This is a genomic window from Fontibacter flavus (assembly GCF_042432905.1).
GTDB classification, from domain to species: Bacteria; Bacteroidota; Bacteroidia; order Cytophagales; family Cyclobacteriaceae; genus Fontibacter; species Fontibacter flavus.
Genome location: NZ_JBHLWI010000083.1, coordinates 126753 through 153285, shown reverse-complemented (window position 1 = coordinate 153285; position 26533 = coordinate 126753). Strand labels below are relative to the sequence as shown.

18 protein-coding genes are annotated in these 26533 nt (G+C 38.8%); 10 read left to right on the top strand and 8 right to left on the bottom strand.

Annotation, left to right across the window (positions count from 1 at the left end):
• The first annotated feature begins 17 nt into the window (after positions 1-17).
• From ACFFIP_RS18745 to ACFFIP_RS18715, 7 genes are all read left to right on the top strand, one after another.
• Entirely contained in the window at positions 18-1121 is a 1104-nt protein-coding gene (locus tag ACFFIP_RS18745) for a DUF4837 family protein (protein WP_382389313.1), read from the top strand.
• 23 nt (positions 1122-1144) lie between these two features.
• Positions 1145-3415: an NADP-dependent malic enzyme gene (locus ACFFIP_RS18740; protein ID WP_382389312.1), complete on the top strand. Its 2271-nt coding sequence runs from the start codon at positions 1145-1147 to the stop codon at positions 3413-3415.
• Complete coding sequence (gene ruvA / locus ACFFIP_RS18735) at positions 3412-4011, top strand: Holliday junction branch migration protein RuvA (protein ID WP_382389311.1); 600 nt, start codon at positions 3412-3414, stop codon at positions 4009-4011. Before ACFFIP_RS18740 ends, ruvA begins: the two co-directional genes overlap by 4 nt.
• 23 nt (positions 4012-4034) lie before the next feature.
• Positions 4035-11165 carry a T9SS outer membrane translocon Sov/SprA gene (sov, locus tag ACFFIP_RS18730; RefSeq protein ID WP_446685336.1) on the top strand — a complete coding sequence of 2377 codons (7131 nt, stop codon included), beginning with the start codon at positions 4035-4037 and terminating at the stop codon, positions 11163-11165.
• A gap of 54 nt (positions 11166-11219) precedes the next feature.
• Entirely contained in the window at positions 11220-11597 is a 378-nt protein-coding gene (gcvH, locus tag ACFFIP_RS18725) for a glycine cleavage system protein GcvH (protein WP_382389310.1), read from the top strand.
• A gap of 5 nt (positions 11598-11602) precedes the next feature.
• Positions 11603-11983, top strand: a complete 381-nt coding sequence (locus tag ACFFIP_RS18720; RefSeq protein ID WP_382389309.1) for a VanZ family protein — start codon at positions 11603-11605, stop codon at positions 11981-11983.
• Positions 11984-12052: 69 nt separating this feature from the next.
• Positions 12053-12727: an energy transducer TonB gene (locus ACFFIP_RS18715; protein WP_382389307.1), complete on the top strand. Its 675-nt coding sequence runs from the start codon at positions 12053-12055 to the stop codon at positions 12725-12727.
• 122 nt (positions 12728-12849) lie between these two features.
• On the opposite strand, the gene kbl is transcribed toward ACFFIP_RS18715, so the two are convergent.
• Positions 12850-14046 (bottom strand): glycine C-acetyltransferase, encoded by a 1197-nt coding sequence (kbl, locus tag ACFFIP_RS18710; protein WP_382389306.1) that lies wholly within the window; start codon positions 14044-14046, stop codon positions 12850-12852.
• A gap of 150 nt (positions 14047-14196) precedes the next feature.
• Here kbl and ACFFIP_RS18705 point away from each other — a divergent pair, with 150 nt between their 5' ends.
• Positions 14197-15153: an NAD-dependent epimerase/dehydratase family protein gene (locus tag ACFFIP_RS18705; RefSeq protein ID WP_382389305.1), complete on the top strand. Its 957-nt coding sequence runs from the start codon at positions 14197-14199 to the stop codon at positions 15151-15153.
• Between the two features lie 56 nt (positions 15154-15209).
• On the opposite strand, the gene ACFFIP_RS18700 is transcribed toward ACFFIP_RS18705, so the two are convergent.
• From ACFFIP_RS18700 to ACFFIP_RS18675, 6 genes are all read right to left on the bottom strand, one after another.
• Positions 15210-16385: an acyltransferase family protein gene (locus ACFFIP_RS18700; RefSeq protein ID WP_382389304.1), complete on the bottom strand. Its 1176-nt coding sequence runs from the start codon at positions 16383-16385 to the stop codon at positions 15210-15212.
• 186 nt (positions 16386-16571) lie between these two features.
• Complete coding sequence (locus ACFFIP_RS18695) at positions 16572-16928, bottom strand: Spx/MgsR family RNA polymerase-binding regulatory protein (protein WP_382389303.1); 357 nt, start codon at positions 16926-16928, stop codon at positions 16572-16574.
• A 161-nt stretch (positions 16929-17089) separates the two neighbouring features.
• The gene (hemL, locus tag ACFFIP_RS18690) at positions 17090-18382 is read right to left on the bottom strand and encodes a glutamate-1-semialdehyde 2,1-aminomutase (protein ID WP_382389302.1); all 1293 of its coding nucleotides are present in this window, start codon (positions 18380-18382) and stop codon (positions 17090-17092) included.
• A gap of 10 nt (positions 18383-18392) precedes the next feature.
• Positions 18393-20054 (bottom strand): ABC transporter substrate-binding protein, encoded by a 1662-nt coding sequence (locus ACFFIP_RS18685; protein ID WP_382389301.1) that lies wholly within the window; start codon positions 20052-20054, stop codon positions 18393-18395.
• A gap of 178 nt (positions 20055-20232) precedes the next feature.
• Positions 20233-21138: a hypothetical protein gene (locus ACFFIP_RS18680; RefSeq protein WP_382389300.1), complete on the bottom strand. Its 906-nt coding sequence runs from the start codon at positions 21136-21138 to the stop codon at positions 20233-20235.
• A 151-nt stretch (positions 21139-21289) separates the two neighbouring features.
• Positions 21290-22345 carry a serine hydrolase domain-containing protein gene (locus ACFFIP_RS18675; protein WP_382389299.1) on the bottom strand — a complete coding sequence of 352 codons (1056 nt, stop codon included), beginning with the start codon at positions 22343-22345 and terminating at the stop codon, positions 21290-21292.
• 114 nt (positions 22346-22459) lie between these two features.
• On the opposite strand from ACFFIP_RS18675, the gene ACFFIP_RS18670 reads away from it, so the two are divergent.
• A complete protein-coding gene (locus tag ACFFIP_RS18670) occupies positions 22460-23638 on the top strand; it encodes a DUF4221 family protein (protein ID WP_382389298.1) in 1179 nt (392 codons plus the stop codon).
• Positions 23639-23872: 234 nt separating this feature from the next.
• Here the strand turns inward: ACFFIP_RS18670 and typA are convergent, their stop codons facing one another.
• Positions 23873-25678 (bottom strand): translational GTPase TypA, encoded by a 1806-nt coding sequence (typA, locus tag ACFFIP_RS18665; RefSeq protein WP_382389297.1) that lies wholly within the window; start codon positions 25676-25678, stop codon positions 23873-23875.
• A gap of 259 nt (positions 25679-25937) precedes the next feature.
• Here typA and ACFFIP_RS18660 point away from each other — a divergent pair, with 259 nt between their 5' ends.
• On the top strand, positions 25938-26489 hold the full coding sequence (locus tag ACFFIP_RS18660; protein ID WP_382389296.1) for a Crp/Fnr family transcriptional regulator: 552 nt from the start codon (positions 25938-25940) through the stop codon (positions 26487-26489).
• The last annotated feature ends 44 nt before the right edge of the window (positions 26490-26533 follow it).

Sequence of the window (26533 nt, the reverse complement as noted above, 5' to 3'; positions counted from 1 at the left end):
TAATAAATTCAAAACATATGAATATCAGAAAAATAAGCATAGCCATTGTCCTTTTATTTTCAGTGGCGGGATTTCAAGCATGTGAGGAGAATGCAGAGGGAAAAAACTCCACTAAGCCCAAAGCCAGAGGTTCCATTGGGGAAATTATTCTTGCAATCGATTCTACCAAGTGGGAAGGACCAGTAGGAGAGACTTTGAAAGATATCTTTCTTGAGGATGTGCAGGGTTTAATCAGAGATGAAAGTATGTTTGATGTCCGTAAAGTAGATCCTAGAGGTATGACCAGGATCCTGAAAATGGCCACGAACATTGTATATGTGACCACCTTTGACGATAAAAAATCTGCAAGCCAAAACATTAATGCGTTATTTAGTAAAGAAGCTAAAGAAAAAGCAGCTAATGATCCATCATTGTATTTACTGAGGAGTGCTGATGAATTCGCGCAGGGACAGGAAGTGATTTATTTGTTTGGAAATAATGATGAAGAGCTGATCCGAAATTTAAAAGCCAATAAAAATAAATTGCAGAATCTCTTTCATGTTAGGGAAAGAGGAAGATTGCAAAGGGTCATCCTCAATAGAAAAAGTTCAGAAGCAAAAGTTGCAGGAGAACAGCTTGGTTTGAATATCAATGTTCCTGCTTCTTATCAAATTGCGAAAGCGGAAAATGACTTTTTGTGGCTGAGGCAGCCGACTCCTAGGTCAGATAAACCGGATATCAGTTTGTTTTTTTATGAGACTGCTTATGTTTCAGAGGAGCAGCTATTTCCATCCTCTCTATTAGAGTTGAGGGAGTCCATTACTAAGCAGCATATCTATGGGAACCCCGATAACAGGAATTCTTTTTTGGTAACGGAGCGTGTAGATCCAAGTCCAGTGTTTACTAATTTCAAGATAAACGATAATTTTGCAGTCGAAATCCGCGGGGGTTGGAAAACAAACAATCTCAGTATGGGTGGTTCATTCTTAGCTTTTGTCATTGTAGATGATAAGAACGGCAAACTCTATTATATGGAGGGCTTTGTTTATTATCCCAATGAGGGGCACAGAGAAGCCATTCGGGAGATCGAAACTATATTGTTGGCTTCAGAGGTCTTGAATAAAGAAGGACTTTCTAGCTGATTTCATTTAACAAATAAACCTATATGGCTATTAAAATCCGTAAAGAGGACGCATTGAATTATCACGTCCAAGGAAAACCAGGAAAAATTGAAGTAGTACCCACCAAACCACTTTCCAGCCAATTAGATCTTGCATTAGCGTATTCGCCCGGAGTAGCAGAACCGTGTAAAGAGATCGAGAGAGATAAAGAAAATGTTTATAAATATACAGCGAAAGGGAATCTGGTAGCAGTTATTTCCAATGGTACCGCAGTGTTGGGCTTGGGTGATATTGGGCCCGAGGCTTCTAAGCCTGTGATGGAGGGGAAAGGTGTCTTGTTCAAAAAATTCGCAGGAATTGATGTTTTTGATATTGAAATTGACGAAAAGGATCCTAAGAAACTGATTCAGATTATTAAATCTCTGGAACCTACTTTCGGTGGCGTAAACCTAGAGGATATCAAGGCACCTGAATGTTTTGAAATAGAGCAAACGCTAAAGAAGGAAATGAAAATTCCTGTCATGCATGATGACCAGCATGGTACTGCTATTATTTCAGGGGCAGCATTATTGAATGCGCTTGAAGTAGTCGATAAAAAAATTGAGGACATCAAGTTGGTGGTCAACGGTGCCGGCGCTTCAGCGGTTTCTTGTACAAGATTCTACATGATTCTTGGGGTAAGAAAAGAAAACATTGTGATGTGTGATAAGGAGGGAGCGATCAGAATTGACAGAGAACACTTGGACGACATCAAGAGAGAATTTGCAACTGATAGAGATATTCACACCTTAACAGACGCTCTTGATGGAGCAGATGTATTCTTGGGCTTATCAGCAGGAAATATTGTGAGTCCGGAGCAGATTAAGAAAATGGCGCCAAACCCTATCGTCTTTGCCTTGGCAAACCCGGATCCTGAGATTGCTTATGATTTGGCAATGGCTTCCAGAGAAGACCTGATTATGGCTACCGGTAGATCTGATTATCCTAATCAGGTAAACAATGTTTTGGGCTTCCCTTACATTTTTAGAGGGGCATTGGATGTTAGGGCCACATCTATTAACGAAGCTATGAAGCTGGCTGCGGCAAAAGCAATTGCAGCTTTGGCGAAAGAGCCGGTACCGGAAATCGTGAATAAAGCCTATGGGGATGCTAAAATGTCTTTCGGTAAGTTTTATTTGATTCCAAAACCTTTTGACCCAAGGTTGATCACGACCATAGCACCAGCTGTTGCAAAAGCAGCGATGGAATCAGGTGTTGCCAAGACTGTTATTACAGATTGGGAAGCTTATAATCTCGAATTGCAAGAAAGAATTGGAATAGATCAAAGGTTAATGCTTAGGGTTATCACACGAGCCAGAAAGGACCCTAAACGTGTAGTATTTGCCGAGGCTGATAATGTTAAAATCTTGAAGGCAGTACAATTGTTGCGAGATGAAAAAGTTGCCATTCCAATTCTTTTGGGCAACAAGCAAAAAATCAATCAGATCATAGAAGAGAATAACCTTGACCTTAGTGGTGTTTCAATCGTGGATCCGTACGAGGACGAGGAAAGATTGAAACATTATGGTGGAATTCTTTTTGAGAAGAGAAAGAGAAAAGGCTTGACTCCAAAAGAATGCTACAGATTGATGCGGGACAGGAACTATTTCGGTTCTATGATGGTCGAATTGGGCGAAGCAGATGCTTTAATTTCCGGTCTTACCAAAGATTACCCAAAAACAATTCTTCCAGCGCTTCATGTTATTGGAGTTAAAAAGGGTATCGATAGAGTTGCGGGTATGTATATCATGAATACAGATAGAGGCCCATATTTCTTCTCAGATACAACAGTTAATGTTGACCCTACTGCAGAACAATTGGTAGAAATCATAGGTTTGACAGCTAATGGTGTTAGATTCTTTGATATTGACCCTAAAGTTGCCATTCTATCATATTCTAATTTTGGTTCTGCGAAAGGAAGTGTGGCTACCAAAACAGCCAAAGCAGCGGCATTGGCCAAAGAGAAATATCCGGAATTGACAATTGAAGGGGAGATGCAGGCTAATGTTGCCCTAAACGAGGAAATCCAGATTGAAAATTACCCTTTCAGTGCCTTGATCGGCAACAAGGCAAACACCTTGATTTTCCCTGACTTAAGTTCTGGAAATATTGCTTATAAACTCTTATCTGAACTTGGTCATGCGGAAGCAATTGGGCCGGTACTTTTAGGAATGAACAAGCCTGTTCATATCTTACAGCTGGGTAGCTCCATTAGAGAGATTGTCAATATGGTGGCTATCGCAGTGGTAGATGCACAAACTCAAGACCAATTATGATCGCATATTTAAAAGGTAAACTTGTTTACAAAGATCCTACTTTTGTTATTATCGATATTTCAGGTGTAGGTTATCATGTCAAGATTTCCTTGCAGACATATTCAAAAATTAAAGATGAGGAGCATATAATGCTCCTCACTTATTTGCATATCAAAGAAGATGCCCACACCCTCTATGGTTTTAAAGAAGAAAATGAGAAGAGGCTTTTTTTGCATCTGATCTCAATTTCAGGGGTAGGTCCCAATACAGGTTTGATGATTTTGTCCTCTCTGAGCTCGGACGAATTGGAGACTGCTATTGCACAGGAAGATTTCCGTACTATCCAGAATGTGAAAGGGGTAGGTGCAAAGACAGCGCAAAGAATAGTATTGGAATTAAAAGATAAAATCCGCAAAGATGTTCTCCTAGATCAAGGACAGGTACAAACCGGATTTATTGGCGTTAACAATAAAATCAGAGAGGAAGCGTTACAAGCCTTGATTACTCTAGGATTTCCAAAAGCGACGGCCGAAAAAAACATTGCCGCTGTCTTGAAAAAAACAGGCTCAGAAATTTCTTTAGAAGAATTAATTAAAGCATCTTTAAAGACACCTTAGTAAACCATTAAATACTTGGTCTTTTGTACGGGCTACATATTTTTCTAAGAGGCAATGCTAAATCTCTTCCAGCAGTATTATTACTGTTGATGTTATTGTTTTTGTCTTTTCAGCAATCTCTTGCACAAGTTGCTGAACAGGACTCTGTTGCTATCAGTAGATTGGATTCGCTGAATAAGAGGAGAGTCTCCCCATCATTTTTATTATGGCCAAGTCTTAAGACAAATCCACTTTTCCCAAGTAGAAACCCATATCAGACGCAATATTCTCCCTTTTACCCTACACCATTTTACCAACAAAGGGTACAGGTGGAAATGGATTCAACTTTGAAGTACAGGATATTGGAAGAAGTAGATTCTGTTGGAGTTGGCTCGGGGGCTTTATATGATTTTGAAGATTTTTCCACCTTACAGGAGTTCAAAGTAAGGCAAGAATACTGGAGAAGTAGATCAAGGGGAATGGATGGGGAAAGCCCTGTGTCAGGTAGGAGTATCAATAGACCATTGACCAGTACCCCACAATTTGACAGAATTTTTGGAGGTGATCAGATCAGTATCGTACCTACAGGATTTGTAAACCTTGATCTGGGAGCAATTTTCAGGAGGATAGACAACCCTTCTATCCCTATCCGTCAGCAACAGAATGGTAATTTCAACTTTAATCAACAGATTCAGATGGCGGTTAATGGTAGTCTGGGTCAGAAAATGAGGTTAGGGGCTAATTTTGACTCCAATAATTCGTTTGATTTCCAGAACCAGCTGAAAGTGGAATACGAGGGATTTAAGGAAGATATTATTAAGTCTATAGAAATAGGAAATGTGAGTATGCCGGTTCAGAACAGTCTCATACAGGGCGCTCAGAATTTATTTGGTGTGAAGACTCAGATGCAGTTTGGTAACCTTTTTGTGACCTCAGTGGCTTCCACCCAGAGGGGAAGAAGAGATGAGCTGATCATAGAGGCAGGAGGACAGGGAAGGCAGTTTGAAATCCAAGGGTCCAATTATGATGAAAACAGGCATTTCTTTTTAGGACATTTTTTTAGAGAGAATTATGAACGTTGGTTAAGGGGGATTCCCCAAATCCTCTCTGGTGTGAATGTGACAAGGGTAGAGGTTTACATTATGAATAGGGCAAATAATACAGAGACCTTGAGGAATTTTGTGGCATTTATGGACATGGGTGAAGGGAGCAGGATTTTTAAACCAAACAATCCAAATATCGGTACCGGTAATCCAGCAGCTCCAGCATCCAATAATGCCAACCTCTTGTTTGGAAATCTAACGAGTAATCCTTCTTTTAGGCCTTTTGATACTGGGTCAAGTGCTATTGAATCTTCTCTACAGATTACCAGAGGTATAGATTTTGAACAAGTAAGCGGCGCCAGGAAGCTTGCTCCGACTGAGTTTTTCTTTAACAGGGAACTTGGATTCATATCCCTAACCAGAAGGCTGCAAAATGATGAGGTGTTGGCAGTTTCTTATGAATATACTTATAATGGGCAGGTATTTAAGGTTGGGGAATTGTCAGAAGATTATCAGAACAGGCCCGAAAATGAATTGATATTTTTGAAGATGCTACGTCCTGCAAGGATCAATATCAATATTCCAACTTGGGATTTGATGATGAAAAACATTTATAACCTCAATGCCAACCAAGTAATGAAGGATGGATTTCAGTTGCAGGTAATTTACAGGGATGATAGGACAGGATTGGATAACCCCACTTTATTGGAAGGGGAGAATTTAAGAAACCGGCCACTGATCAGGTTGATGGGATTGGATAATCTTAACCCTCAAAATGATCCTGCCCCGGATGGGAATTTCGATTTTGTACCAGGAATTACGATATTTCCGGAAAGAGGCTTGTTGGTCTTTCCTGTCCTAGAGCCTTTTGGTAGGACATTGAGGAATTTGTTTCTGCCCAATGAAAGAAACCTGGCAGATAAATATGTCTTCGACACTTTGTACAGGACGACACAGGCTGACGCTGAACTGGTCACCCGATATGATAAGTTTTTTATAAAAGGAAGGCTGACAGCCGGATCTGCTTCTGAAATAATATTACCGGGATTGAACATTTCCCCAGGTTCAGTAATTGTGATGGCAGGGAATATACCTTTGACTGAAGGTGTTGATTTTACAGTTGATTACAATATCGGTAGGGTCAATATCATCAATGAGTCTATTCTTCAATCAGGGAAAAGAATTTCCATCAGTTTTGAAAAAGCCGATTTGGTGTCCTTCCAAACAAGGAGTCTCTTGGGTACAAGGCTGGATTACATGGTTAATGAAAAATTAAACTTAGGCGGTACTTTCCTTTACCTAAATGAAAGACCGAATATTACCAGAATCGCCGCCGGCTCGGAGACTTTGAGAAACAGTATGTGGGGATTGGATGCAAACTTCAGTGATGAATCCAGATTTTTGACCAAATTGGCCGATGCCTTGCCTTTCACAAATACTAAGGAAAAATCACTGGTACAGTTCAGTGGTGAGTTTGCACAACTGCTTCCTGGTACGTCCAATAGGGTTGCGGGAGATCCTACGGTTTATCTGGATGATTTTGAAACAGCGATAACACCTTTTGGTCTTGGCAATGCAGCTGCTCAAACGTGGAAGTTAGCGGCTACTCCAAAAACACCTACAGAGGAATTTGACCTGAGTAGTCAAACAGAAGATCGATTAGGTAATGCTTACAGAAGGGCTAGAGTAGCTTGGTATAATATTGATAATGTTTTTTATAGAGAAGGAGGGCCAGGTGTTCCTGCTAATCTGACCAGAGAAGACAGACAGAACCATTATGTAAGGAGAGTAATTCCTCAGGAGATATTTCAATTTAGGGATAGGGATGTTATCATCGTTCCGGAACCTCTTTTTGAGTTTGCTTATTTTCCTAGCGAACGTGGCATGTACAATTACAATCCATCATTGACTTCTGATGGTTTATTGCCAAATCCACGCCAAAATTATGGTGGTGTCACAAGGGCGATCACAACAGAAGTGGATTTTGATAGGACTAACGTTGAATACATAGAATTTTGGTTATTGGATCCTTTTATTCAAGGGCCTAATGGAAGAGTATTGGATGGGGTTTTTAATCAGAATAATACCACAGGAGGTAAGCTGAGATTCAACTTGGGTGAGATATCCGAAGATGTGATCAAAGATGGAAGACATGGATTTGAAAATGGACTTCCTGCGGATGGAGATGTTGCTTCTACTTCCACTACGGAATGGGGAAGGATAACCAGGCAACAATTTTTGATACCTGCCTTTGATAATTCCCCTCAAGCGAGGGTAAACCAGGATGTTGGTTTGGATGGTTTGAATTCCGAACAGGAAGCTGAATTTTTCAGAGATAGGTATATCAATAGGTTAAATGTTGCGCCGAATGTTTTACAGGAAATTGTGGCGGACCCATCGGCTGATAATTTTAGATACTATTTGGATGAAAGTTATGATCAAAGTGATGTGAAGATTCTTGAACGTCATAAAAGGTTCAACGGAATGGAAGGCAATACACCTATCACCGCCAATGTCAATCTGCCTTATACACCATCCGGTTCAAACCTTCCAGATAATGAGGATCTGAATAATGATAATACCATTAATGAATTGGAGGCGTATTATGAATATGAGATAGATCTTCGCCCAGGTCAATTGGAAGTAGGTAGAAATTATATTGTCGATAAAGTGACTTCCACCCAAAGTGGAGATGAGGTCAATTGGTATTTGTTCAGAATTCCTGTTCGAAATCCCGACAGGGTCCAGGGAGAAATCTCTGGATTTAAGTCGATTCGATTTATGAGGACATATCTGACGGATTTTGAACAACCGGTTGTTTTGAGGATGGCAAATTTTAGGTTGGTAGCCAGTCAGTGGAGGGTTTTCCAGGAGTCTTTATTTGAAAGAGGATTTTTTGAAATTCCCGAACCGGATAATTCAAATTTGACTGTTGGGGTGGTAAATATTGAAGAAAACAGTCAAGGTGGGCCAAATCAAAGTCCTTATGTTTTGCCTCCGGGTATCAATAGGGACAGAGATAACCTTGCAGCTGTTGAAAGGCAATTGAACGAGCAGTCATTAAGGCTTTGCGTAGAAGATTTACAGGCTAGAGACGCCAGAGCTGTTTTCAAGAATACAGGTTCCTTAGATTTGATCCAATATGAAAGAATTAAAATGTTCTTCCATGCGGATTCCGAAAACGCTGAAAATGGAGAACTCACAGCATTTTTAAGATTAGGTACAGATTACACTGATAATTATTATGAAATAGAAGTTCCTTTGATGTTAACTCCAAGAGGAACAAGAGACCCCCGTCAAATCTGGCCATTGGAAAATGAACTGGACATTGCCATAGATGAAATCGTCGGGGTAAAGATCAATAGGGATAATCAAAGGGTTCCCCTCAACCTGGCATTTAGCCAGGATATCAGACAATATAAGGTGACTGTAGTGGGCAGGCCGGAGCTGACTTTGGTACAGGGGATGATGATTGGTGTCCGTAATCCAGGCGAAACAGGAGGTGCCTCCAAGTCTGTTTGTGTATGGGCCAATGAATTGAGAGTTACTGGATTTAAGCAGTCTACAGGATGGGCCGCCAATGCCATTTTGAATGCGCAGATTGCTGATGTGGCTACCATTTCTACTTCCATCAGGCACAGCTCAGTTGGATTTGGTGGCTTGGAAACAAGGTTGTCACAAAGATCTTTAGTAGCCGCGACTCAATATGATATTTCGGCAAATGTGAATGTTGAAAAGCTTCTACCTGAAGCTTTGAATATGACCATTCCTATGTATGCCAGTATTGAAAACACAACGGTCACACCGGAATATGACCCATTGAATCCGGATGTTCCACTGAGACTGGCTTTGGATAAATTTCAGACCGATGCGGAAAGGGAAATTTATCGAAGTCAGGTATTGGATCTTGCCAGAAGAAGGAATATTGGGTTTTCAAATGTTAGAAAAAACAAAAACCCTGAAAGACAGAACTCTAAACTTTATGATTTAAGTAATTTTTCTTTTTCTTATGCTTATGGATCAGTCAAACAAAGTAACATCAATACAGAGAGTTATGAGTTTGAAACACAGGTTGGGAATGTAGCCTATGTTTATCAGCCAAAACCTTTGAATTTTGAGCCTTTCAAAAATGCAGAATGGGCAGGAGGGAATAATTTCAAGTTGATCAAGGACCTGAATTTCAATTTTGCTCCAACCTCTGTTTCTGCTAGATTGGATGTGGACAGGCGGTTTATGCGCACCCAATATAGAAATGACCAATTAAGTACTGATGGTGTTGACCCATTTTTTCAAAAGAGTTTTTTCCTCAACAGGAATTATAATGTGAATTGGGATCTAACAAAAAATCTTAGGGTCGATTTCATGAGCAGGGTATTGGCAGTTATTGATGAGCCGGAAGGCGCCCGTGATACTCAGGAAGCGAGGGATTCCGTGAGAGTTAATTTGAGGAATTTCGGAAGAACAACCAATTATAATCATCAATTGATGATGAATTACAAATTGCCATTTGATAAAGTCGCCGCGTTGGATTGGATAGGAGTAGATTATAGGTATTCTGCCAATTATTCATGGTTAACTGGTTCTATTGGTCAACGTGACACATTGGGGAATGTTATTCAAAACACCAGGGACCAATCTCTGAACGGCAAGATAGATTTGGTAAAATTGTATAATAAGAATGCAAAGCTAAAAGCATTGTATGCCCCAAAAAGGCCAAGTATTCCCGGTAGGCAAGTAGTCAATGCTGAGGATACAATTGGTACTCCATTTACCAATAAATTGATCAAATTGCTCACAATGGTCAAGGATATCAATTTTAGATATTCCATCGTTGAAGGCACATTTTTGCCTGGATATATGGAAAATACAGGCTTACTTGGCTTGGATCGGAGTTTCATGAATCCAGGATTTGGGTTTATTTTTGGAAGCCAGGACCCAAATATTAGGTTTGGATTGGCTAACAATGGGTTAATGGCTCCAAGTCCAGAATTAACCCAATATTTTAGGCAAAATCAGTCCATCAACTTACAGGTAAATGCCTTAGCGGAACCTTTCAAAGATTTTAGAATTACGTTTGAAGCAAGGAAGCGAGAAACGGGAGAATACAGTGAGATTTTCAGGAATTCAATTGAAAACCCTGGTAGTTATAATTCATTAAGCCCTAATAGAATGGGAGCATATAGTATTACCCACTCCATTATCAGAACCACTTTTAAGAGGGATGACAGGAATAATATATCACCGGTATTTACAGATTTTGAAAACAATAGGGCTGTTATACAGTCCCGTCTAAACGCCCAAAATCCAGGAGGAGAATATGCTTTGAACGGACAGGACGTGTTGACCTTAGCATTTTTGTCTGCGTATTCTGGTAAAGATGCCAACGCCATTAACTTAAATCCTTTCCCTAAAATCCCTATTCCAAATTGGAGGGTAGATTATAAAGGCTTGTCACAAGTTCCTGCTTTGAGAGAATATTTTGCATCTATCAATTTGACCCATGGATATTCCTCTACTTTTGAAGTGAGTAATTTCTCCAATTCATTGTTGTATCAAAATGGACTAGAGCTTTATAACAGGGTGAGGAATATTCCGGGCGCATCTTTAACCAATGAGTTTGGGCAGTACATTCCAATTTTTATTTTAAATCAAGTGATACTAACAGAGCGATTTGCCCCTTTGGTTGGGGTCAATTTGTTGACCAAAGACAGGTTAAATATCACGATGGAATACAATACAGAAAGGAATATCGGATTGAACTTTTCAAATGCGCAGGTGACAGAACAGAACAGCAGGGATTTCGGATTTGATCTTGGGTATACCAAAGCAGGAGTTAAGGTTCCATTCAAGATTCAGGGCAGACAGGAAGTTCTTAAGAATGATCTTCAATTAAGACTGAGCACTAGAGTAGTAGATACCAGGCAGGTCCAAAGGAAAATTGGTGAAGTAAGCACCGTAACAAATGGGAACCTGAACTTGCAAATCCGTCCTACTATAGGTTACGTCATCAATCAAAGTTTAAATATTCAGATTTATTTTGACAGGACAGTGAATGATCCTAGGGTGACGACTGCCTTTAGACGTAGCTCAACAGCCTTTGGTGGACAATTAAGATTTAATTTGTCACAATAGGTTTTTTGATTTGATGAATCCTTGTATTTTTGACGACCTTAAAAGAATTCAAATATGAACTTACCAGAAGAATTAAAGTATACCAAAGACCATGAATGGGTAAGAATGGAAGATGGTATTGCCACAATTGGGATTACTGAGTTTGCACAGAGAGAACTTGGAGATATCGTATATGTAGAGGTGGAAACTGTAGGTGAAACTGTAGCTGCAGGAGAGGTGTTCGGTACCGTTGAAGCCGTGAAGACAGTTTCAGACCTATTTATGCCTATTGAAGGAGAAATTATCGAATTCAATGAAGAATTGGAATCTTCTCCTGAATTGGTCAATGAGTCACCTTACGAGAAAGGCTGGATGATTAAAGTAAAAGTATCAGGAGATTTACCTTCAGATCTTTTGACTGCGGCAGAATACGCTGAGCTAATAGGAGCTTAATCGGCTTGAATTTACCAAGATTATTACCCGCTGTAGTTTGGCTGCTTTTTATCTTGGTAGCCCTATTGACACCAGGAAATAGTCTTCCAAATGTGCCGTTGTTTCCTTATGCGGATAAGCTCATCCATTTCGGTGTTTTTGGAATTTTGACCTTTTTATGGTGCCGAGTAGGGACCATGGATGGTAAAAAGAAGTTAAAAAAAGGAAATTTATTGACTAATATATTAGTATTTACAATAATTTTTCCTATATTAGTAGAGTATTTGCAAATGTATGTTCCTAACCGCTCTTTTGAGTTTGAAGACATAGCTGCAAATCTTATAGGAGGGATAATTGGTTTTATCGGTTTTATTATTTTATACAAGGCAAACAGCAGGCTTGTATAAGTAAAAATAAATGGCTAGAATTGTTGTCTCTTAAATTGTAAAATTTATTAACCTTTATAAAGTACAACCATGGAAGCTAAAAAGACGCCAAATGCGGATTTGACCAAAAAATCAGGAATGTTCCTGAACCTTGGTCTCCTCATCAGCGTCGGTCTTGTTCTCTTTGCTTTCGAATATAAGTCTTATGATATAGGACCTTTGAAAGATTTAGGACAAGTAGCCGATGATTTTGAGGAACTCTTGGATATTCCGATCACAGAGCAACCACCTCCGCCACCACCACCGGTAGAGCAGCCTGTAATCCAGGAAATTCCAGATGAAGTTGAAATTGAAGAAAAAATCGAAGTAAATTTTGACTTGGACGTTAAAGAAGAGACAGTGATCAAAGAGGTAGTTATCGCAGATGCTCCTGTTGTTGAGAAAGCTGATGAAATCTTCGACGTGGTTGAGAATTCTCCAGAATTCCCAGGAGGTATGGAAGCATGGAATGAGTATTTGAGGAAAAACCTTAAATATCCGACTCAAGCTAGAAGAATGGGGATCGAGGGTACTGTATATGTGGTATTCGTTGTAAACACTGATGGATCTATTCAGGATGTTGAACTCCTTAGGGGTATTGGTGGAGGTTGCGATGAAGAAGCACTTAGAGTAGTTTCTGGCGCTCCAAAATGGACACCAGGTAAGCAAAGAGGTCGTCCAGTGAGGGTTAGGATGAGACTTCCTATCAGATTCAAACTTGGATAAAAAATATAAAAGGGGCTTTTGCCCCTTTTTTTATTGCTTCCCCTTTTTCAAATATTCTTGATATTTGACTATCAAAAAAGCCTTGAAGTTCACTTCAAGGCTTTTTTGATTATTCATTCATGTTACTTGATCACTCCCAGTTCTCGGCCAACTTCAGCAAATGCCTGTATAGCCTTATCCAAATGGTGTCTTTCATGCCCGGCAGAGATCTGAACCCTTATTCTGGCTTCTCCTTTCGGAACTACCGGATAGTAAAAACCAATTACATAGATTCCTTTTTCCAGTAGTTTTTCGGCCATTTTTTGTGATAAAACAGCATCATATAACATGATGGGTACGATAGCGTGTTCTCCTGGCTTGATATCAAACCCAAGCTCGGTCATTTTGGACCTGAAATACTTGGTGTTATCTTCAAGTCTATCCCTCAACTCGGTAGTCTCCGAAAGCAGGTCAAAAACTGCTATGGATGCACCTGTGATAGAAGGGGCCAAGGTATTAGAGAAAAGGTATGGTCTGGAACGCTGACGGAGCATTTCAATGATTTCTTTCCGGCCTGAAGTAAAACCTCCTGATGCCCCACCAAGGGCTTTACCTAAGGTACCTGTGATGATATCAATTTTGCCCATCACATTTCTGTATTCATGTACACCTCTTCCGGTTTTTCCCATAAATCCTGTTGAGTGACATTCATCAGACATCACCAATGCATTGTATTTTTCTGCCAATTCAACTATTTTATCCAATTGAGCAATGGTTCCATCCATGGAAAATACACCATCGGTCACAATGATTTTTTGTTGGGTGCCTTTGGCTTCCGCATCTTTGAGTTGGGCTTCCAGGTCTTCCATGTCATTGTGTTTGTAACGGAATCTCATGGCTTTACAAAGCCTTACCCCATCAATAATCGAAGCATGGTTCAGCGCATCTGAAATGATGGCATCTTCTGGACCAAAGATTGGTTCAAAGACTCCGCCATTTGCATCAAATGCGGCAGCATATAAAATAGTGTCTTCAGTTCCAAGGAATTTGGAAATCTTGCCTTCCAGTTCCTTGTGAATATCTTGAGTTCCGCATATAAATCTAACGGAAGACATACCGAATCCGTGGGTATCAATTGCGTTTTTCGCTGCTTCAATGACTTTAGGGTGGGAGGAAAGTCCAAGATAATTGTTGGCACAAAAATTCAGGACTTTTTGACCGCCTGATATGGTGATTTCTGCGGCTTGAGGTGAGGTAATAATCCTTTCTTTCTTGAAAAGGCCAGTATTTTCAATCTCCTTTAACTCTTTCTCTAATTTGGGTTTTAAAGTATCGTACATATTTTGACAGTTTGAATGGAATTAAAAAGAAGTCTGAGGGGAAATAAATGAAATTCATCATCTGAATTCATTATTTTTGCCCCATTCAGTCCCAAATATAATCAAAAAACATCAAGGGTCCGGCTGGATTCGGAGATGGAAAGTTCAAACATGGAAAGAGTTTTAATAATTGGTGCAGCAGGTCAATTGGGGTCGGAACTTACAAAGGCCTTATCTGACATGTATGGTGGTGAAAATGTAATAGCCACCGATATTAATCCCAAAGCTTTAGAGAAGTTTGATTATTGCAAATCAACTGTTCTAGATATCATGGACAAAGATTCAGTCCGTAATCTGGTCAAAAAGGAGCAAGTCAAGCAAATATATCATTTAGCTGCAGTTTTATCGGCAACAGGCGAGAAGAATCCACTTTTTGCATGGCATCTGAATATGGAAAGTTTGCTTTTTGTACTTGAACTCGCAAAAGAAGAAAAGCTTGATAAAGTTTATTGGCCTTCCTCTATAGCTGTTTTCGGGCCTAACACCCCTAAAGTCAATACCGCACAGTATTGTGTAAAAGAGCCCAATACAGTATATGGAATATCCAAACAGGCAGGGGAAAGATGGTGTGAATACTATTTTCAAAAATATGGTGTGGATGTGAGAAGTTTAAGGTATCCAGGTTTGATTGGGTATAAGTCGCTTCCCGGTGGAGGGACTACTGATTATGCCGTTGATATCTACCATAAGGCTATTGCAGGAGAACATTTTGTTTCTTTCTTGAGTGAAGACACGTATCTGCCAATGATGTATATGCATGATGCCATCAAAGCCACGTTGGATTTGATGCATGCTCCTAAAGAGAATGTGAAAATAAGATCGAGCTATAATTTGTCTGCTATCAGCTTTTCACCTAAAGAAATTTATGAAAGCATAAAATTAACTTATCCAGATTTTTCCATCAGTTATGCACCTGACTTTAGGCAAGCTATAGCGGATAGTTGGCCCGATAGCATTGATGATAGTCATGCCAGAGCAGATTGGGGATGGAAGCATGAGTATGATTTGCAAAAGATGACAGCAGATATCCTTGAGAATTTACCTGCTTATATGGTGAATTTTAAATAAGAAAAAGGGCTGGTCTAAAATGGATCTGCCCTTTTTTAATATCAATAATGGTTGGGTTAGACCAACTCTGAACTAACTTCTTTTTTGTTGCTTGACTTGTTGAATGTTTTATCGGTTTTTGATTTCATGCCAAAGAAAAACCAAAGAGGCTTTATAGGATAAATAATGAGTTTGTATACCCCTGCTGACCCGATTAGTGTTCCAATCATGACCATAAAGAGTTTGATGGGCCAATATAGATCCATTTGAACTATATAAAATGCCAATACAGTTAAAATGGTCTGATGAATGATATAAAAAGGATAGATAGCTTCATTAAGTGGTTTTAACCATTTATTAGAAAAATTCAGGAATTTAATGGAGTAGCTTATGATGCTGAGGATAACCAGCCAGCCCATGATTCCACTGATGCTGTTCCAAATTACTTCAAGCACCTCTTGGCTAATCCCCAAAGACGCGAAATACTCTCGATTGAAGTAAAGTGTATAGAAGGCAATTGTACTTGCCACAGCCATTGATAGGAAAAACTGCCTCCTTTCAAATAGACCCCACCAAGATTTTGCATTTGATGCCAATAAAATGCCAGTGGTGAAGTAAAGAAAGAAAGGAACACTTGTGCTATAGTTGGTAAGAAAAGCATCGGCATTATAAGGGAATAATTTCTTTACAATTACCATAATCAAGACGAAAACCAGACCTAAGCTAAAAACAGCCCAAGGATTTTTTAATAATGTTGAAATTTTATCTTTAAAGAAGTTTTGTTTTTCGGCTCTCAAAAAAAGAATAAAGGGGATAATGACGACAGAAAATGCGTAAAGCATTTTTATAAACCAGAGATGCAGTATTGGTCTATTTATGAAAACTTCGGGATATAGATCCCAATAACTTTGATATTGATCGTAAAACTGATAAAAGGTTTGTGGCGGGCTTATAAAGAATATTCCAAAATATAGGGGTATTAACAATCTCTTGGTGCGTTCCCAAAAATATTGCAGCCAACTTCTCTTGGAAAATGCTAAATAAGTACCTGCTCCAGAAATTAGAAACAGTAAGCTTAGTCTCCATTGCTGAAAAAATATCATGAACGCTAGAAGTGTATCGCTTGGTTCCTGATAATTAGCAAGCCAGCTTTGCCCACTGAATGGCATACCCACATGGTGAAGGAAGACCAAGAAGATGGAGATAACCCTTAACCAATCAAGGAAGTATAATCTATTAGTTTTAATTTCCATTCAAAAAGAGCATGCGTTTTTTAAAAATTTCATTTTTAACATCCATCTCCACAGCATCTCAAGATTCCAGATTTAATCTGTAAAGCTTAGGAAGAGTTTATGAAGTTGTCCAAATCATCTATTTAATCGTAATTATTTCACAAATATTTCAAAACATCAATATTGAAGAGTATTTAAATTAAATGATTAATGATTGAATTTATTTTTTATTTGATTTGGTTCAAACCCTAAAACTAATTCTCCATCAGGAAATTCAATAATTGGCCTCTTGATCATGCTGCTTTTTTTGGTTAAAATGCCTACAGCAGAATCCTTGTCTTCCAAGGCCATCTTTTCAGTATCCGATAATTTTTTAAAGGTAGTGCCCCGTTTGTTGATCAGCGATTCCAACCCAACTTGACCGATAAACTTTTTCAGCAATCCTGTGTTAGGGGCTGTTTTTTTGTAATCTATAAATTCATAGGCAATACCTTCCTCATTTAAAAAATCGAAGGTTTTTTTCATGGTATTGCAGTTTTTGATGCCGTAAACAAATAGCTTCATTTTTTTTAATTCAAACTTTAAATAAGTATATGTACAAGTTGAGTGGTTTTTAACCAAAAGAATGTTTCAATCTAACCATGAAATGGTTATTGGTATAAAATTAATTCATAATTTTTGAAATTATTAGAAAAAACCGCAGGTTTTTGACCTGCGGTTTCGGATTAATGATGGAGCGCTATTAGTGACTCCTCATTTGCATGTAGAATTTTTTGGATCAATTCATCTGTTAGGGCAGTTGAAAGAAATAAACTTTCGAATTGGGATGGTGCTAAATAAATCCCTCTTTTCAACATTTCTTGGAAGTATTTTCCAAATAGAACAGTGTTGGATTGTTTGGCTGAGTTAAAGTCAAAGACTTGCTGACCGGTAAAGAAAAGGCTGTACATACTCCCTAAATGGTTGATCGTGTATTTCAACCCTAATTTGTCCAATGATTTTCGAATTCCTTGAGTGAGTTTGTTGCCAATCTCATTTAATTGATTGTAAACTTCGGGATGTTCGTTCAGATAATTTAGCATAGTTAGCCCTGCTGCCATCGCAATTGGATTTCCGGAAAGTGTTCCAGCTTGGTAGACAGGACCGGCAGGAGAGACATGTTCCATTATTTCTCTTTTACCGCCATATGCACCTACAGGCATGCCACCTCCGATAATTTTTCCCAATGTGGTCATATCCGGAGAAACTCCAAAAAGTTCTTGGGCACCACCTTTGGCCAAGCGGAATCCTGTCATCACTTCATCAAATATCAGTACGATTCCTTCTCTGTCACAGATTTTTCTTAGCCCCTCTAGGTAACCTTTTTGTGGAATAGCAAGGCCCATGTTTCCGGGAACTGGTTCCAAAATGATGGCAGCAATTTCATTTTTGTTTGCTCTTACGAGTTTTTCAATCGCCTCAAGGTCATTGTAAGGAGCGAGTAAGGTATCTTTAGCTGTACCTTTAGTGACCCCCGGAGAATCAGGATTGCCCATGGTGATAGCTCCTGAACCTGCCGAAATCAGGAATGAATCTCCGTGACCATGATAATGGCCTTCCATTTTGATGAATTTATCCCTGCCTGTAAATCCACGGGCCACACGGATAGCCGACATGGTTGCTTCTGTGCCTGAATTTACCATTCTGACCTTCTCTACTGAAGGCACCATATGCGTGATCAGTTCAGCAATTTCAACTTCCCTTGCAGTTGGCGCACCAAAAGAAGTCCCGTTTTCCATGGCCTTGATGACGGCTTCCCGAATCATTGGATGGTTATGTCCAAGGATCATTGGTCCCCAGCTATTGATCAATTCAATGTAAGCATTGTCGTCTTCATCATAAATGAAGGCTCCGTCTGCTCTTTTGATAAAAATGGGATCACCTCCTACAGCCCTGAATGCTCGGACAGGAGAGTTTACGCCACCTGGAATATAATTTTTCGCTTTTTCGAATAGCGCTTTACTTCTTGTAATCTGCATGAATCTAAGTTTAATTTTCTTCCAAGATACCATTAACCATTCTCAAAACAGGTACATGGGTATTGTTGTTTTGTCTGTTGAAATCAAAGCCATAGGTTATCTTTCCAGTATTAAAACCTGCAGCATCCAGGTTTTTTCTGAAGTCAAAACCTTTTTGAGGATTTATAGTGCCAGCAACCCAATGCATTAATTCATAACCTAAATGAGTATTGAATGCGGGATAATTAGTATATGTCTTATAAAAATTTTCCCTGAACCCTTCGAGATTTTTACTGTCAAAACGGATGGTGTTATTTCCGATAAACCGGAAGTTTTGGCTGGTCAACATTTCATAATTGGCGAAATTGAAAAAGAGCCAACTGTCCAAAACCATGACAGGCGTCTTAATATTTTGTGATTCCATAAAACCAAAAACGAGTGAAGCTGTATTAGGATCATCACTGAGGACTACTACCATATCCGCTCTTGCAGCTGAATCAAATTTCAATTGGATTTGGTCAAAAAGATCAATTATCTCCCTACCTGCTACTTTTTGGTTTCTGATGACAGTGAATCCGTTTTTTTGGGCCTTTTCACCCAAGTTTTTTGCTAAAAGCTCGTCTCTAGTGGTATTTGAGTATGCTATGGCGATTCTCTTGCCAGTGTTGTTTTTTCTGGAAAATTGAATGATACTTTCTGACAAAGAATTGATGGAAGGGCGGAAAAGGTAGGAGAAATTGGTGCCCTGCATTTTGTCATCGACATTTGAGAGTGGGTTGATAAATGGGATGCTGTTCCTTTCCGCAAAAGCCATCACATATTCAGTTTCATCTGGGTAAATTGGTCCAATGATGATATCTGCTTGTTTTAAATATGGGTCGGCTAAAATATTTTGAACCTTAGACAGGTTTCTTTCTGTGTCAAAAGTTCTGATGTTCAGCTTTAAGCCACTTTTTTTCAATTCTTTCGCAGCAAATTCCAAGCCTTGGTAAAGCTCAAATACAAAGTTACCATTGCCAAGATTTGTTACACCTGTTCCTCCTGCATAGTTGAAGGGAAGAATCACTGCTATGTCCAAAGCTTGTGGATTTTTAGATTCTTTTGAGCTTTCTTGATTGCCTCCTGTCTGAATATCTTTAATTTGGTTATACACTGCTCTTTCCTCATTGGTCATGATGGTTTGTTTTTCCATTTTTTCCTTAAGGGCCAGCATAAAGCCTTTGTTATCATTGAATTTCCGAATATTTCCCATTAAAAAGCTGACAGAAACATTTTGTAGGAAATTATATGAGGCGTTTTCAGCCTGTTTTTTGATTTCTGGAGATCTTATTTTTCCGATCTCCTCCAAGGCTTCAATATTTTTGCCTTCTTGAAAATAAGCTAAGGCCAACAGGTATCTTGTTTCATCTTTTTTTGCCCAGGAAGTCTGCTCAGAGATGTTTTTAAGGATGGTTTGTGCCAAGACATACTGCCCATTTTGATAAGCTGACCATGCAAAATGATAGGAAGCATAGTTGGATAAACCACCAAATTTATTCGAATCCATATAAGGACGAAACGATTCCATGGCATCTGCATAATTTCCATAACCCATCAAGGTTTTGGCTCTTTTGTATTCCGCTAATTGATCTTGGGCAAGACCTTGTAAGGAAAATGCGGAAATAAACAGGGTCAGGAGGAATACAATTCTCATATATTGTTTTTTTCAATTATGGGCAAAATTCATTCCCAAATAAACGGGTCACGAATTTAACCCATTTTTGCCCAAATGAAAAGAAGAAAGGAGATTAGGCGAAGATGGTGAACCTAGTAATAGCCCTTTCGGGTAAGGCTTTTACTAGGTTCCCAATTTAATAAGATGGTTCTCAAGATTACTTTGTGTTCCTGTCTTTGATGGCCATCATTTGAACTATTCTTGGTTCTTTCTCACTTAGCAGGAAATAGTTGTAAATGGTGTTGTTATGCTGTTCTACGAGCGTGATATTTTCTTCATTGGCGAACAAAACCCTTAGTTCACCTGATTTTGATTTTAGATTACTTGATTTTACATATACTTGACCATCTTTTTCATAGACTTCGTCAAATCGGAAAAGTTTAACATTCAGGTTTCTGTCATACATTTCTTCAACCGTAGTTCTTTTATCAAAAGCATTCCTGTTTAATTGGTCTTTTTGGAAAAAGGCATATTGATAATCATTCAAATAATTTTTTACCTCGTCAAGGTTGAAGTTTTTTGCATTTGAAGTATATGCAGTTCCGGAAATACTTGTCATGGTAGCATTCCCCGGGATGTTTTCATTACCGTACTGATTCCCCCGTTGGAAAGTATTTCCAACGAGTACTACATTTGCACCCAACATTGCAGCTTCCATTTTCACTTTTCTAACAGCCCTGTTGTTTACATTATTGATGCTGGAAAGTGTCGTTACACCAGTAGCTTTTGAGAATACCTGACCCAATGATTTAAGGCCTTCTACATCCTGAGGAACATAAGAAATGTAGACATTTTCGTAGTCGTGTACAGAGGTCACTGTTTTAAATGCTGATTCAAAGACTTCTTCCCTTCCTGTTGAAAAGATGATTTTATCCACCTGATGTTTGCTGATTGTGTAAGAAGCGTTTTCATTAGGGTATTTGAATTTGATGTAATTGGATCCCACTTCTTCTACCAGTACTTCTTTGATTTCATCTTTTAGGTGAATTCTGTCTAATTGAGTTTGCGCGAACGCATTAACCGTAAATGCGTAAAAAAAGGAGAGTATTAGAATGTTTTTCATAGTTGGGTTTTCTATTTCCTCACGTCTTTTTTAGCATTAAGGTTTTGAATTTGGAGAAATCCGAATCTGTATAATGAAGAGATTGAGCTTGATTTTAAGCTTAAAGTGCTGTTAATGAAGCCGATCTTAGGGTGATGCTTTGCGTTAATAATTAATTAGCTATATAAGATTTGAGAACTTTTTCAGCCAAATCTACCATTTTATTTTCCTCAGGAATGTTTCGATTGGTCAGGATGATAATGCTTAAATTCTTCTGAGGAATTCGGTAAAAAATATTTCTGAAAGAAGTGGTGCTGCCGGTGTGATATATTGCCTTTTCTCCTTCGTATTCTTTGATATGCCAACCCAAGCCATAGGGGATTTCCCTGCCATCATTGAGCTTTCCTTTAATAAATGTCTTTTCGATGGTTTCCTTGTGAAGGATTTTTCCTTCATACAAGGCTTGGTCCCAAAGGAAAAGATCGGGTACATTGGAATATATCCCACCATCACCCAAAACAGCTGAGGTGCTGCTTTGGTCTTTTCGAACCCACGCTCCGTTTTCTTTACTGTACCCGAAAGCCCTGTTAGGGACTTCATTGTAGTTAGGTACAAAAGCAAGGGTGTTTTGCATTCCCAAAGGGTTGAAAATCTCGGTTTTCAAAAAATCCTGAAAAGTCTGATGGGAGTATTTTTCTACCATCAGGGCCAAAAGGGCATAAGCGGTATTACTATAGCGGAATTCAGTCCCTGCTTCAAAATACACCGATGGATGGTTTTTGATGAATTCAAGCACATCGGTATCAGTAACTTGGGGGGCATCATCAGGGACAAAATCTTCATAATCCCAAATACCTGAGGTATGGTTTAGTAAATGATGGACTTTTATTGTTTTTCCATAAGCTGGAAATTCCTCAAAAACCTGATCTAAGTTCCAATCTAGGTCTATCGAACCCCTTGATTCCAAAATTAGGATAGCTGTCGCGGTAAATTGCTTGCTGACAGATGCCAACCTGAAATTGGAGTTTGCCTGGACTGGCACTTGATTCTCCTTATCGGCCATTCCAAATGACTCATGATAAACGATCTTCCCATCCTGAATGATGGCTACTGATGCCCCTGGATTTTCTCCTTGGTAATTCTGGAAGATAGTATTGATTGGGTCAGTTTTTTTGGAACAGGCAGTCAAAATCAGGAAAATGGTTAGGGTTTGATAAAATATTTTCATGTTTATAGGATCTAATGGGCAAGGGACTGATCAATAAACTAAAAAAATATTGATTGACATTGGTAATTTATTTATTATTTCTTTAGTTTAATGTTCATTGTATCAGCTAAAATTATGAATAAATATTTATTGCAATTTATAGTCCTCTTAATCAGTGTATTGGCGTGTTCGGAGAAAGATGGATATTCTGGAAAGAAAACTTTTGATGGGAGCTTTACTAATGTTGGGCAACTCAAATTGGAGATAGATTCCATTTCAGATTTTAATTTCACTGAATTTCAAGTAATCAATGAAGAAGGGATGGAGCTGCTTTTGGTGATGAACAGGGTAAATTTCTCATTTGATTTTTATGACTTGGAAACGGGGGAAAAGTTAAAAAGGATCGATATTGTAAAGGATGAAAAGTTTCCTATACGTGCTTTATATGGCTTCTTTTATCATAATTCCGATTCAATTTTTTTGTTTGATCAAATGCAATTGAACGGTATTTCGCTATTGAATGGTAATGGGGAAGTGATCACTCAATTCAGTCCACAAAAGGTAGATAGGACTAGCCCCCAGGAATGGATGAAAAGCTTGGTAAACCATTATTCAAGGGCCAATAACATGACTATCTATGAACATGGTAATTTGTATTTTTCAGACATGAGCCTGAATGGTTTTTTGAATTCCGATGAAGATATGAAAGCATTTCGTCCTGCAGTGAGGGTCGATTTGGTTACCAATGAGGTTTCAAGAATTGATCAGATTACTGTTCCGGATTTTTATCACGGGAAAGTTTGGCCCATAGGTTTGGGAAATTATTCAAGAATCAGGCAAGGGAATTTATGGATTTATTCTTGGTCTGCATTAGATTCTTTGTTGATTTTTGATAATGATTGGAATCAGCTAAAATCAGTTTATGCCAAAAGTGAGTTTGCCAAACCGCTGAAGTATTCCGCGGTTTCTGGTTCTCCTAATGATATTGAAATCAGGGAAATAGTCACCCAAACAACATACTATTCAATTATTTACGATGCCTATAGGGAGGTTTATTACAGGTTTGTTACAATCGGAAGAGAAATGGATGATTCTGATTTGGTTGACCAATTTCCACAGATGAAAAATGATTTCAGCATCATTGTATTGGATAAAGACTTTAATTTCCTTACTGAAAAACGGTTTCCTGGGAAGATTCATAAACCATACAATTCTTTTGTAGGTAAAAATGGGCTTTACCTTTCCCGAACCAATTCTTTTTATGAAGGGCTCAATGAAGATGAAGTCGTGTTAGATATTTACAGGTTTGATTAATTGAGAGGTTCTTTTTTTCTGAAACTTCAAAGACCTCAAAAGTCTTTCAACTTCTGAGGTCTGTCTTGTATTTACGTGAAATTTACTTTTAAGAGAGATCTATAGTTTTAAACGCATCTTACTATTTCGCCGAAGGCTTATTTCTATTATTCCGCAATTCATATTTCAATCACTATAAGATAATAACCTCTCGACTGATTAGTCTAAACTCTCGCCTCTAATCTCCCACTTCTCTTACGCATCTTTCTTCGCCATTCTGTTTCTTTCATTCTCATCCAAATAGATTTTTCTCATACGGATGGATTTTGGAGTGATTTCAAGGTATTCATCTTTTTGGATGTATTCCATGGCTTCTTCCAAGGAGAATCTTTTTGGAGGAGCGATCCTGGTGTTGTCATCAGAGCCGGAAGCACGCATGTTGGTCAATTTCTTGCCTTTCTGCACGTTTACAACTAGGTCGTTGTCTCTTGAATGTTCTCCAATTACCTGACCTGTGTACAGTTCATCACCTGGTTCAATGAAGAAAACACCCCTGTCCTGCAATTTGTCAATGGCATAAGCAGTACACTGACCGCCTTCCATCGAGATCAAGGATCCATTGATTCTTCCGGCAATGGTTCCTTTATAAGGTTCGTATGCGGAAAATCTGTGGTTCATGATGGCTTCACCTTGGGTAGCAGTCAAAACATTGTTTCTCAGACCGATCAAACCTCTGGAAGGAATTTTAAATTCCAAATGTTGCAAGTCACCTTTTGGTTCCATGATCAACAATTCACCTTTTTTCTGAGTAGCCAATTCGATTACTTTTCCAGCTGTCTCCTCAGGCACGTCTACAACCAAGGTTTCTATTGGTTCGCACTGAACGCCATCAATTTCTTTGAAAATCACCTGAGGCTGGCCTACTTGAAGTTCGTAACCTTCTCTTCTCATGGTTTCGATCAAGACAGACAAGTGAAGGATACCTCTTCCGTAAACAAGAAATTTATCTTCAGAATCTGTAGATTCTACTCTCAAAGCAAGGTTTTTCTCCATTTCCTTCATCAATCTGTCTCTCAGGTGACGTGAAGTCACGAATTTTCCTTCTCTACCAAAGAAAGGAGAGTTGTTGATCGTGAAGAGCATGTTCATCGTTGGTTCATCGATGGCGATTCTTGGAAGTGGTTCAGGGTTTTCCAGAGCAGCGATGGTATCGCCGATTTCGAAGTCCTCGATTCCTGTAACTGCACAAATATCTCCTGCATGTACTTCTGATACCTTGTTTTTACCCAAGCCTTCAAATACATGCAATTCTTTAACCCTTACTTTTTTAAATACACCATCAGCCTTGCATAAGGTCAATTGGGCATTTTCTGTGATAGTTCCTCTTTTTACCCTTCCGATGGCTATACGTCCTACGAAAGAAGAGTAATCCAGGGAAGTAATCTGCATTTGCAGAGAACCGTCTTCAATTTTAGGTTCTGGAATGTATTCAATGATGGCGTCCAAAAGTGGAAGAATGGAGTCAGTTGGGTTTTGCCAGTCAGGTCCCATCCAATTGTTTTTGGCCGAGCCATAAAGGGTCTGGAATTCTAACTGCTCTTCTGTGGCATCCAAATTGAACATCAGGTCAAAAACTGCCTCATGTACTTCATCAGGGCGACAGTTTGGTTTGTCCACTTTGTTGACTACTACAATAGGTGTTAAGCCAAGATTTAAGGCTTTACCCAATACGAATCTGGTTTGAGGCATTGGACCTTCAAAAGCATCCACCAATAGGATTACCCCATCGGCCATTTTTAATACCCTTTCTACTTCACCGCCAAAGTCGGCGTGACCAGGAGTATCAATGATGTTAATTTTATGGTCTTTATATCGTACGGATACGTTTTTGGAAAGAATGGTAATCCCTCTTTCTCTTTCCAAGTCGTTGTTATCCAGGATTAAATCGTCAAACTGTTGGTTTTCACGGAAAATTTTGGAGGCATGGATGATTTTGTCCACCAGGGTGGTCTTACCGTGGTCAACGTGAGCGATAATCGCGATATTCCGAATATTCTGCATTGTAAATTTGAATTAGGCTGCAAAGGTAGGAAGAAAATTTGGTTTCAGTCTGATTTGCATCAAAAGTCTCTAAGATTTAATGATTTGTTCATTTTTTGGAGGAAGGCTTACCAAGTTAAACTCTTTAAGATTCGTAAATTCTTAAAGTAGCAGATTTGAGTGATTGGCAGGAAGGAATGAATTTGATATTATTTGCTGGATTTAATTTTTAATTATTGACTAAGAATAATATATTAGGTGATTGTTTAATTGTTTTGTTATGAAAGGTTTTGATTTTGTTTTTAGAAAATTGACAGGTCTAGAAGCTGATTCTTCGATGGATACCATCTCACTCAAAAGAGGCCAATCCTTGATTGTCCAAGGCCAACTTTTGAATAACTTATTTTGGGTAGCATCAGGATTGCTGCGAGAATATCATGAAAACGGAGATGAAGAATTTACCAATTCATTCATAGCAGAAGGTAATTATTATTTAACCGGATTTTATTTCGGAGGAAAAATCAAATCTTCGTTTACGGTAGAGGCATTGGAGGAAAGTAGGATCTTGGTCTTAAGTATGGACTTTTTCCAACAGGATTTCTTGCCCCCTCAAGTATTACTCGATGTATTTAAAGAGGTCTCGACGATCAAGTATCAGCATAATCTTCAATGGAAATTGATTAATGGGAAAAAGACTTTCCTTGATAGGTGGGAATATTTTAAGCAGACAAATCCCGGGTTATGGGTAAGGATTCCCCAGAAACACCTGGCTACTTATTTCAATGTCACACCACAATACATTTCACAGCTAAAAGCCAGAAGAAAGCTTTGATTTATAAAAATAGTTGAATTTACTTTTTAAATTAGTTTAACTGA

Excerpts from the sequence above, each read along its gene's own strand:
- kbl (WP_382389306.1), bottom strand. The coding sequence starts at position 14,046 with ATGTACGATACTTTAAAACCCAAATTAGAGAAAGAGTTAAAGGAGATT.
- ACFFIP_RS18695 (WP_382389303.1), bottom strand. The coding sequence starts at position 16,928 with ATGAAGCTATTTGTTTACGGCATCAAAAACTGCAATACCATGAAAAAA.
- ACFFIP_RS18705 (WP_382389305.1), top strand. The coding sequence starts at position 14,197 with ATGGAAAGAGTTTTAATAATTGGTGCAGCAGGTCAATTGGGGTCGGAA.
- gcvH (WP_382389310.1), top strand. The coding sequence starts at position 11,220 with ATGAACTTACCAGAAGAATTAAAGTATACCAAAGACCATGAATGGGTA.
- ACFFIP_RS18700 (WP_382389304.1), bottom strand. The coding sequence starts at position 16,385 with ATGGAAATTAAAACTAATAGATTATACTTCCTTGATTGGTTAAGGGTT.
- ACFFIP_RS18675 (WP_382389299.1), bottom strand. The coding sequence starts at position 22,345 with ATGAAAATATTTTATCAAACCCTAACCATTTTCCTGATTTTGACTGCC.
- ACFFIP_RS18740 (WP_382389312.1), top strand. The coding sequence starts at position 1,145 with ATGGCTATTAAAATCCGTAAAGAGGACGCATTGAATTATCACGTCCAA.
- ACFFIP_RS18680 (WP_382389300.1), bottom strand. The coding sequence starts at position 21,138 with ATGAAAAACATTCTAATACTCTCCTTTTTTTACGCATTTACGGTTAAT.
- hemL (WP_382389302.1), bottom strand. The coding sequence starts at position 18,382 with ATGCAGATTACAAGAAGTAAAGCGCTATTCGAAAAAGCGAAAAATTAT.
- ACFFIP_RS18715 (WP_382389307.1), top strand. The coding sequence starts at position 12,053 with ATGGAAGCTAAAAAGACGCCAAATGCGGATTTGACCAAAAAATCAGGA.
- ACFFIP_RS18745 (WP_382389313.1), top strand. The coding sequence starts at position 18 with ATGAATATCAGAAAAATAAGCATAGCCATTGTCCTTTTATTTTCAGTG.
- ACFFIP_RS18660 (WP_382389296.1), top strand. The coding sequence starts at position 25,938 with ATGAAAGGTTTTGATTTTGTTTTTAGAAAATTGACAGGTCTAGAAGCT.
- ACFFIP_RS18670 (WP_382389298.1), top strand. The coding sequence starts at position 22,460 with ATGAATAAATATTTATTGCAATTTATAGTCCTCTTAATCAGTGTATTG.
- ruvA (WP_382389311.1), top strand. The coding sequence starts at position 3,412 with ATGATCGCATATTTAAAAGGTAAACTTGTTTACAAAGATCCTACTTTT.
- ACFFIP_RS18685 (WP_382389301.1), bottom strand. The coding sequence starts at position 20,054 with ATGAGAATTGTATTCCTCCTGACCCTGTTTATTTCCGCATTTTCCTTA.
- typA (WP_382389297.1), bottom strand. The coding sequence starts at position 25,678 with ATGCAGAATATTCGGAATATCGCGATTATCGCTCACGTTGACCACGGT.